We start from the raw sequence: 9,864 nt of genomic DNA, 5'->3' as shown, positions 1-9,864 counted from the left end.
AGGCGCAGGTAGCCCAGCGCCGGATCGAACGGGTTGCCGCCGCTGTAGCCGCTGCTACTGGTCAGCAGCTGGTTGATATTGAGGATGTCGCCACTGGCACCGGCAGCAAAATCGCTGACCAGCATCTGGCCGGTGGAGCCGGGCTGCAGCATGTAGGTGTCGCGTCCGCTGCCGCCGCTGACCGTGGTGACGGAGCCGGCGTTGCTCTGGTAGACATTGATCGTGTCGTCACCGGTGCCCGCGTCGAGACTGTTGCTGGTGATCAGACCGGAGCCATCTCCAACGTAGAGGGCGTCGTTGCCATCACCGCCCTGCAGCACATTGCTGCCGCTCCCGCCATCCAGAGCGTCGTTGCCGCTACCGCCGTCGAGCGTATCGTTGCCATTGCCACCAATCAAATAGTCGCCGCCGCCGCTGCCCGTCAGCGTGTCGTCGCCATCCTCGCCAACGAGCTGGCTGCCGGCGGTGTCATCGCCCGCCAGCAGCGTGTCGTTGCCCTGGCCGCCATAGAGGTAGTCATAACCTACCCCACCATCCAGCAGGTCATCCCCGCCAAAGCCATACAGCGTGTCACTGCTGCCCAACCCATAAATCGCATCGTCGACCACGCTGCCGTTGAGCACGTCCGCGTTCGGCGTGCCGACGATGGCATCCAGCAGATTGAGGCTGAAGCCTTCGCTCACCGACAACCCGCCCGAATCCGTCGCCGTGACGAGAATGGCGATGGCACCGGCTTGGGTACCGGCCGGTGGCGTACCGCTGAAGGTGCGGGTCGCCGCATCGAAGCTCAGCCAGCCCGGCAGCGGGTCGCCGTTGGCCAGGCTCGCACTAAGGGTCAGGTTGTCGCCCTGGTCCACATCGGCGAAGGTGTTGGTGGGAACCGTATAGAGGAAGGCGCGCCCCAGGGCGCTGAGCTGGTCGGCCAACGGCACCTGGAGGGTGGGTGCATCGTTGACCGCCGCCAGTTCCAGGCTGGCCGTGGTTGAAACCGTGACACTGCCATCGCTGATGACCACGGCGAAACTCACCGGGCCGTTGCGGTTGGCCGCAGGACTAAAGGTCCAGGTGCCATCGCCGTTGTCGCTCAGGCTGCCGAAGGCCGGGTCGACGCTGACGCTCTGCACGCTGAGCACATCGCCTACGTCCACATCGCTGGCATTGGCCAGCAACTGCGCAGCTGTGATGGTGTAGGCCACGTCTTCCATGCCCGCTGGCAGGCTCACCGGACCACTGACGGCGGGCGCGTCGTTAGTGTTGGCAATGCTCAGAGTGAAAACATCGCTGATGCTGAGGTTGCCGCTGTCGGTAGCGGTGACCCGGACGCTCAGGCTGCCCACCTCGGCATTACCTGGGGTGCCACTGAAGGTGCGGGTCGCCGCATCGAAGCTGAGCCAGCCCGGCAGCGGGCTGCCGTCGGCCAGGCTGGCGCTGTAGCTCAGGCTGTCGCCCAGGTCGGGATCGCTGAAGGTGCCGGCCGGCACGGTGAAGCTGAAGGCAGCATCCTCGCTGGCGGTCTGTTCAGCCAGTGGGTTGCTCACCAGTGGGGCCTGATTGAGATCCACCACCAGGACGCTGGTGATCTGAGCCGGGAGGAAATTGTCGGCGGTCAGACTGCCGGCCTGGGTGTTTTGCAGGGTCAGCACCGTCTGCCAGCCATTACCACCTGCCGCCGTGCCGTTCTGGTCCCACTGCAACAGGGTGTTCGCACCCTGCTGTACCAGGCGCAGATAGCCCAGTGCAGGATCGAAGGGGTTGCCGCTGCCGCCATAACCACTGCTGCCGATCAGCAAATTGCCGACATCGACGATGTCGCCACCCGGCCCGGTGGCGAAGTCCAGGCTGATGACCTGGCCGATGGAACCCGGAACCGGGAGGTAGGTGTCTCGCCCACTACCGCCGGTAATGGTCGCAATCGAATCCAGATGCTGCTGGGAAATCACAATCCGATCATCGCCGGCGCCGCCATCGACGATGCTGGATGCGGGTGTCTGGTTCAGGGAATCGAAATCGGTAAGGGTATCGCTGCCATCGCCACCGAACAGCACGTCGTCGCCCGCGCCGCCATTGAGATCGTCATGGCCTCCGTCGCCATGGAGGGTGTCGTTGCCCGCTCCGCCCCGGAGCACATCATTTTCGTCACCGCCACTGAGCTGGTTGTTCCCACTGTTGCCAAACAGGTGGTTGCGGCCGCTGTTGCCCGTACCGTCAAGGTTGGCCGATCCGGTCAGGTTGAGGACCTCGACATTGCTGCTCAACGTGTAACTGATCGAAGACTGGACGGTATCGATGCCTTCGTCCGCCAGTTCGTTGACCTGGTCGCCGGCGCTGTCGACCACGTAGGTGTCATCACCGACGCTGCCATACAAGGCGTCATCACCGGTTCCGCCGTCGAGGGTGTCGTTGCCGGCCAGGGCGTAAATCTGGTCATTACCTCCGAGGCCCTGGAGCTGGTCATCACCGATTCCGCCGTAGAGCACATCTGGCCCATTGGTGGCGGAGACTTGCACATTGGCGAGCAGGGTCGCCTTGTTCCAGATCGTGCCATTGGCGAACTGGACGCGATCGATCTCGTGGTCGGCGCCCAGGTAGAAGTCCTTCACGGTCAGGGTCTGGAGGGTGCCGTACACCAGCATTACCAGATCGTTGCCGGTTTTCAGGAACCGCACGTCGATGGGGTTGAGGCCGGTCAGTTGCAGGGTATCGACGTCGGTGGCTAGGCCACCGCTGTTGTCGATCACGTCGTGGCCGGAGTTCGGCCCGTACACATAGGTGTCGTTGCCCTGCCGGCCCGCCATCCAGTCGTTGCCGGCGCCGCCATTGAGGGTATTGCGGCCGCTGTTGCCCGTCAGGCGGTTGTCCAGTTCGTTACCGGTCCCGGCCAGGTTGCTGGTGCCTGTCAGTTCCAGGTTTTCCAGGTTGGCGCCCAGGGTGTAGGCAATGGACACGCGCACGGTGTCGCTGCCCGCACCCGCCCCTTCATTGACGATGTCGGTAGCCTGGGCGACCACGTAGGTGTCGTCCCCCCCGCCGCCCGCCATGGTGTCGCTGCCGGCGCCGCCGTCCAGCAGGTCGTTCCCATCGCCACCAGCCAGGCTGTCGTTGCTGGCACCGCCCAGCAGGCTGTCATTACCGGCACCCCCCTGGAGGGTGTCGATTCCATCGCCGCCATCGAGCTGATCGTCTCCATCATCACCGGTCAGGGTGTCGTTGCCGGCGCCGCCGATCAGGGTGTCGTTACCCGCGCCGCCCTGGACCAGATCATTGCCCGCGCCGCCGTCAAGCCGGTTGTCACCGGCATTTCCGATCAGGGTGTTGGCCAGTGTGTTGCCGGTACCGGCCAGATTGGCGTCGCCGAGCAGCGTCAGGCGCTCGACATTGCTGCCGAGGGTGTAGTCGATGCTGGACTCCACGGTGTCGTCGCCGCCGTTCAGCGCTTCCACCACCAGGTCGGCAAACTCATCGATCACATAGGTGTCATTACCCAGCCCCCCCTCCATGCGGTCTGCACCTGTTCCGCCGTCCAGTCGGTCATTGCCGCCGTTCCCCAACAGGGTGTCATTGCCGCCCAGACCCTGGAGCTGGTCATCGTCCGGGTTGCCCTGCAGGATGTCGTCGCCCTCAGTTGGCGTTGCAGGGGGATAGAAGAGGTTGGCAAGGATCTGTGTACCGGTCCAGCGCGTACCATCGGCAAATTGGATGCGATCGATAGCGTGGTCTGCATCCAGGAAGTGTTGGCTGACCGTCAGCGTCTCGCCTGTGGCGATCACTGTCAGCACCAGGTCGTTGCCCATTCGGGTCAGGCGGATCTGGGCGATGTTGAGATTGGTCAGGCGAATACTGTCGAGGTCGCTTGCCAGGCCGCCGCTGTTGTCGATGACGTCATGACCCGATCCCTGGCCAAATAGATAGGTGTCGTTGCCCTGGCGTCCAGCCAGCCAATCGTTTCCGGCGCCACCATCCAGCGTATTGCTGCCGCTGTTACCGGTGAGCCGATTGTCCAGCGCGTTGCCGGTACCACTGAGTCCGCTGGCGCCCGTCAGCTCCAGATTTTCCAGGTTTTCGCCCAGGGTGTAGGAGATTGCTGCACGAACCGTGTCGTTGCCTTCGCCAAGTGCTTCACCGACGACGTCGCCGGCCTGTGCGACGACATAGATATCGTCGCCCAGGCCACCGGCCATGTTGTCGTTACCGGCGCCGCCGTCGATCAGGTCATTGCCATCACCACCAGAGACGCTGTCGTCACCCGCCCCGCCCAGCAGAATGTCATTGCCACCGCCGCCAAGGAGGAAGTCCGCCCCGATGCCACCATCGAGCTGGTCATCACCGCTGCCACCATCCAGCAGGTCGCTACCGGCTTCCCCACGCAAGGTGTCGTTGCCACCCAACCCATTAAGGATGTCTGCACTGCCAGTACCCGTCAGGACATTGTCGTTCTCGTTACCGTTTACAGTTGCCATGTTTGATCACCCTCAGGAATGGCGGCACGTTGACGGTACGAATCTAGTTTTCGGACCTGCCATTGCCATCATTCGTTTGAATGATCGAGAGAACCGTTTAACTGTCCTGAACGACCACTGATCATGGTCCTGAAAGACGACGAACGGTCAAGCGAAGTATCAGTCGCAACCTACGACAGCAACCCCGCCATGGTCCGCTCACCCAGCGCCGGACCGATGCTCATGCCGACGCCGCTGTGCATCAGCACGGCGGTCACCCCCGACGCTGCCTTGAGCACCGAGAAGGGTCCCGGCCCACGGGCGCCGTAGACGCCCTGCCAGCGCTCGACAACGGTCAGGCGGGTGCCCAGGGTGTGTTCGGCCAGCGCCAGCATGATGTCGTCCACGGCTTCGGCGTTGAAGGGTGATGCATCTACACCGTAGTGGTGGGAATCGCCGACGATCAGCTCGCCGTAAGGCGTCGGACTCACCAGCAGATGGATGCCGTGCTCTTCCAGTTCCGGTTGCTGGCTCCGGATCTGTTCGCGGATGGCCTCGGCTTCCGGCAGGTCGGCGAAGGCGCCGTAGTGCACGCAGCTGAGGCCGGTGAGCACTGCCTGGTTCAGGCCGAAGTCGTGCTCCGGGCGCACCCGCAGCATCTGCAAGCGGCACACCCGGGGTTGCAATGGCGCGATCTGTTCGGCCAGCAGGGTCTGGTAGTCATGCCCCGAGCAGACGACGATCTGCTCCGCGCGACAACTGCCCTTGGTGCTGTGGATAACCCCCGGTTCGACCTCGCGCACCAGGGTGGAAAAATGGAATTCGACGCCATGCTCGCGGCGCAAGTAGTCCACCAACGCGGGAATGGCCTCGCGGGAATAGATCTGCTGGTCGTCCAGGCCGAGCAATGCCGCGCGGTGGTGGCTGAATTGTCCTTGGTAGAGGTCGTGCAGGCGCTCGCCACGCAGCAGTTCGACGCGATAGCCGTGTTCCGGCGCGCGCACTTCGCAGAAGGCTTCCAGCAACTCTTCCTCGGCACAGGTGCGGGCAAACAACAGGGAGCCGTTGCGGCGTATCTGGAAGCCGGCGCCTTCGGCCCAGCCGGCCCAGATTTCACGGCTGTCGCGGGCCAAGGCATGCATGGGGCCAGGCGGCTGGCCAGTGACCAGGGCCTGACCGAAGTTGCGCACCGACGCGCCCAGCGGTGTGGCGCTGCGTTCGAAGACGCTGACGCGCAGACCGCGCCGGGCGGCGGCGTAGGCGTGGGAAAGGCCGAGGATGCCGGCGCCGATGATGGCGATATCGGTGTCTTGGAGGGGCATGGGGTTCTCCTTGAAAGCTCTTGCCGTCCCGATTCCCCTCACCCCGGCCCCGCTCCGCGCCCCTGCCTGGCGCTTCGCGCTCAGGCGCTCATAAGCACTGGAAGCAGTGCTTCCAAAAGCGTGCCTATTCGCCCCAGGGGGAGAGGAGGAAAGCAGTGAGGCGGGAAGAAGTGCGGGCCTGTTAGTTACTGCGGCAGCTTCTCGGACTTGCCGTCGTAGCGCTTGCGCCATTCGGCCAGGATCTGGTCGCGGTTCTGCGAGGCCCAGGCGAAGTCGTTCTTGATCAGGCGCTGCTCATAATCCGCGGGCAGTTCGGTCTGCGGCTTGGCGATGCCGGGGGCGGCGAGTACCGCGAAGTTTTCCTTGTACAGCTCCATGGCAGCCGGGCTGGCGGAGAAGTCGGCGAGCTTCTTCGCCGCCTCGATCTGGTCGGTGCCCTTGACGATGCCGGTGGCTTCGATTTCCCAGCCCAGGCCTTCCTTGGGCAGGACGATGTCCAGCGGTGCGCCCTGGCGCTTGAGCTGCACGGCGGGGTACTCGAAGGAAATGCCGATGGGGAACTCACCTGCGGCGGCCAGCTTGCACGGCTTGGAGCCGGAATGGACGTACTGGCCGATGTTCTGGTGCAGGCCATCCATGTAGGCCCAGCCCTGCGTCTCACCGAAGGTTTGTAGCCAGGCGCTGACATCGAGGAAGCCAGTGCCGGAGGACGCCGGGTTCGGCATCACGATCTTGCCCTTGTACTCAGGCTTGGTCAGGTCTTCCCAGCTGCCGGGCTTGGTCAGGCCCTGCTTCTCGGCTTCCACGGTGTTGAAGCAGATGGTGGCGGCCCAGACGTCCATGCCCACCCAGGCCGGCGGGTTGGCGGCGTCGCGGTAGTTCGCACCGATGGTTTCCAGGTGCTTGGGCGCGTACTTCTCCAGCATGCCCTGCGCATCGAGGATGGCCAGGCTGGAGGCAGCCAGGCCCCAGACGGCGTCGGCTTGCGGGCGATCCTTCTCGGCCAGCAGCTTGGCGGTGATGATGCCGGTGGAGTCGCGCACCCACTTGATCTCGATATCCGGGTTCTGCGCTTCGAAGGCCTTCTTGTAGGCGGACAGCTGTTCGGCTTCCAGGGCGGTGTAGACGGTCAGCTCGGTGGCGGCCTGGGCCTGGAGGCTGAAGCCAGCCATCACGGCGGCGGCGAGAGCGAGGCGTTTGAACATGGAAAGCTCCTTGTCGGGGTTGGCTTGCGGTTGTGGTTGTTCAGGCGGTGGCCGGCGCACCCTGGCGCCAGGCCTGGGACCGGCGCAGCAAACCGCGCGAAGTCCAGGCCAGCAGCAGGGATACGGCAGCCGAGGTGAGCAGGATCAGGGTGGACATGGCGGCCGCGCCGCCGACGTTGCCGGCGTCGTCCATGTTCAGCACCGCCACGGCGGCGAGGATGCTGTCCGGGCTGTAGAGAAAGATGGCGGCGGACACCGTGGTCATGGCCGAAACGAACAGGTAGCGGATGATGTCCAGCAGCGCCGGCAGGCAGATCGGCACCGTCACCCGCAGGTAGTGGCGCCAGAGCGGGGCCTTGAGCGACAGCGCGGCGGCTTCGAACTCGCCATCCAGCTGACGCAACGCGGTGGTGGCGGTCATCTGCGCAGTGGTGAGGAAGTGCGCGATGGAGCAGATCACCAGCAAGGCCATGCTGCCGTACAGGGCATGCAGCGGGTTGCCCGGCAGGTTGAAAAAGAACACGTAACCGAGGCCGAGCACCAGGCCGGGCACCGCCATGGGCACGAAGCTCAGGAAGCGCAGCGCCTGGTTCAGCCACTGCTGGCCTCGGGTCTTCTCCATCAGGTAGGCGCCGGTGAAGATCAGCGCGCTGCCGAAAATTGCCGTGCAGGTGGCCAGGGTCAGGCTGTTGCGATAGGCCAGCCAGCCGCCACCTGCGGTTTCCTCGAAGGCGTAATGACGCAGGGACAGCGACAGGTTGTAGGGCCAGAACTTCACCAGGGACGAATACACCGCCATGCCCAGCACCAGCAGGAGGATGGCGCAGACCACCAGCACCAGGGCCAGGAAGCAGGCATCACGTCCCCGCGACGGCGCCGGGTGAAAGACTTGGGCACGACCGCTCATGGCCTCGCCCTGACGGCGGCGCAGCCAGGCATCGACGCCAAAGCTGAGCAGCGCCGGCAGCAGCAGCACCATGCCGATCAGCGCGCCGCGGCCGAACTGCTGCTGGCCGACGACGGCCTTGTAGGCCTCCAGCGCCAGCACCTGATAGTCGCCACCGACGACCACGGGCACACCGAAGTCGGTGATGGTCAGGGTGAACACCAGGCAGAAGGCGGCGAACACGGCCTGGCGGGTGGCCGGCCAGGTGATGCTGCGAAAAGCCTTCCAGGGACCGGCACCCATGCTGGCGGCGGCGTCGAACAATCGCGCATCCGCCATGCCCAGTGCCGAAAGCAACACCATCAACGCATGGGGGAAGGTGTAGATGGCTTCACCCAGGACGATGCCCCAGAAGCCGTAGATGTTGTCCGGAAGCCAGTCGCGCAACAGGCCCTGGTTACCGAACAGGTAGATCAGCGCGATGCCCGGCAGCATCGACGGCGCCAGCAACGGCAGCAGGGAGATACCACGCCACAAGCCCTTGGCAGGAATCAGCGTACGTTGCAGGGCATAGGCGAACAGGTAGGCGGTGGGTACCACGATGGCGGCCACACTGAGGGACACCTTCAGGCTGTTGCCCAGCAACCAGTGGAAGTTGGCGCTGGCGAACAGCTCACGGGCCGCCGCGAAACCGCCCCCCTGTCCTGCTTCGCCGCTGAAGCCACGCCAGAAAATGGCCAGTAGCGGCAGCAGCACGGCGAGGGTCAAAAAGCCCAGCAGCAGGTACTTGCCCCCCGCCACGAAGAGTCGGTCGCCCAGTTCGGCGCGAAGGGAACCCTTGGCCCAGGATTTTTCCAGCTTGATCACGGCTTCCATCTCAGGCGAACACCTGCAGGCTGCGGGCGGGCAAGGCCACCCAGATATCCGGCGTGCCAAGGCGCGGCAGGCTTTCTGGGTCCAGCTCGGCGAGCAGCGGATGGCCCGGCAGTTGCTCCAGCTCGAAGCTCATGCGGCAGCGGTTGCCGAGGAAAGTGATCTCCCGAACCTGGGCGCGAAAACGGTTGTCCTGCTGCTCGGACGGGTTGATGGCGATGCCTTCCGGCCGGCAGAACAGGCGCCCACTGGCTGCACCGTTGGCCGACTCGGGCAGGCGAAGATCGAGGCTGCCGACACGCGCATGGCCGTTCTGGCGGGACTCGAAAGGCAACCAGTTGCCCTGGCCCACGAACTCAGCGACGAAGGGCGTGGCCGGCTGCCGATAGATATCCCGCGGGGTGCCGTACTGCTCGACGCGGCCCTGGTTCATCACCGCAATGCGGTCGGCCATCAGCATGGCTTCGTCCTGATTGTGAGTGACCATCAGGGTGGTGATACCGAGGCGCTTCTGCAGCTGGCGCAGCTCGGTGCAGAGGTGCTCGCGCACACGGGCATCCAGGGCCGACATGGGTTCGTCCAGTAGCAGCAGGGACGGCGCAGGTGCCAGGGCACGGGCCAAGGCCACGCGCTGCTGCTGGCCACCGGACAGCTGGCCGGGAAACTTCTTCTCGCTGCCGGCCAGGCCAACCAGGTCCAGCATCTCGGCGACACGGGCACGGATCTGCTCGCGGCTGCTGCCGGCCAGCCCATAGCCGATGTTCTGCTCGACGGTCAGGTTGGGGAACAGCGCGTAGGACTGGAACAGGATGCCGTAGTCACGGGCCTGCGGCGGCAGGCGGGAAATGTCGCGCGCCCCGATGTGCAGGGTGCCGCTGTCCTGCTGCTCCAGGCCGGCGATGCAGCGCAGCAGCGTGGTCTTGCCGCAGCCGGACGGCCCCAGCAGGCAGACCAGCTCGCCTTCGGCGATATCCAGGGAAACCCCGCCAAGGGCAGTGAAATGGCCGAAGCGCTTGTGGATATCACGCACCTTCATATGGGTGGCGTGCTGGTTGGCTGGGGTCATGGCGGTACCTCGTTAAGCGGTTGGCATGCACAGCTGCATGGCTCGACGAGGTGGATGCTAGGGAGGGATTGCGAAG

5 protein-coding genes are annotated in these 9,864 nt (G+C 64.7%); all 5 read right to left on the bottom strand.

Annotated elements, in window-relative coordinates; translation table 11 throughout:
* Positions 1-4,457, bottom strand: a 4,457-nt coding sequence (locus tag E8F20_RS15310; protein WP_280284468.1) for a putative Ig domain-containing protein, incomplete at its 3' end; no start/stop codon positions are given.
* Between the two features lie 170 nt (positions 4,458-4,627).
* Positions 4,628-5,758 (bottom strand): TIGR03364 family FAD-dependent oxidoreductase, encoded by a 1,131-nt coding sequence (locus E8F20_RS15305; protein ID WP_280284467.1) that lies wholly within the window; start codon positions 5,756-5,758, stop codon positions 4,628-4,630.
* A gap of 185 nt (positions 5,759-5,943) precedes the next feature.
* Positions 5,944-6,963 carry a putative 2-aminoethylphosphonate ABC transporter substrate-binding protein gene (locus tag E8F20_RS15300; protein WP_280284466.1) on the bottom strand — a complete coding sequence of 340 codons (1,020 nt, stop codon included), beginning with the start codon at positions 6,961-6,963 and terminating at the stop codon, positions 5,944-5,946.
* A gap of 40 nt (positions 6,964-7,003) precedes the next feature.
* Positions 7,004-8,725, bottom strand: coding sequence for a putative 2-aminoethylphosphonate ABC transporter permease subunit (locus E8F20_RS15295; protein ID WP_280284465.1), 1,722 nt, complete (start codon positions 8,723-8,725; stop codon positions 7,004-7,006).
* 1 nt (position 8,726) lies between these two features.
* The gene (locus E8F20_RS15290) at positions 8,727-9,788 is read right to left on the bottom strand and encodes a putative 2-aminoethylphosphonate ABC transporter ATP-binding protein (protein WP_280284464.1); all 1,062 of its coding nucleotides are present in this window, start codon (positions 9,786-9,788) and stop codon (positions 8,727-8,729) included.
* Between the last annotated feature and the right edge of the window lie 76 nt (positions 9,789-9,864).

The sequence above is a fragment of the Pseudomonas sp. BN415 genome (assembly GCF_029871195.1).
Classification (GTDB): Bacteria; Pseudomonadota; Gammaproteobacteria; order Pseudomonadales; family Pseudomonadaceae; genus Metapseudomonas; species Metapseudomonas resinovorans.
This window is presented reverse-complemented; position numbering and strand designations above follow the sequence as displayed.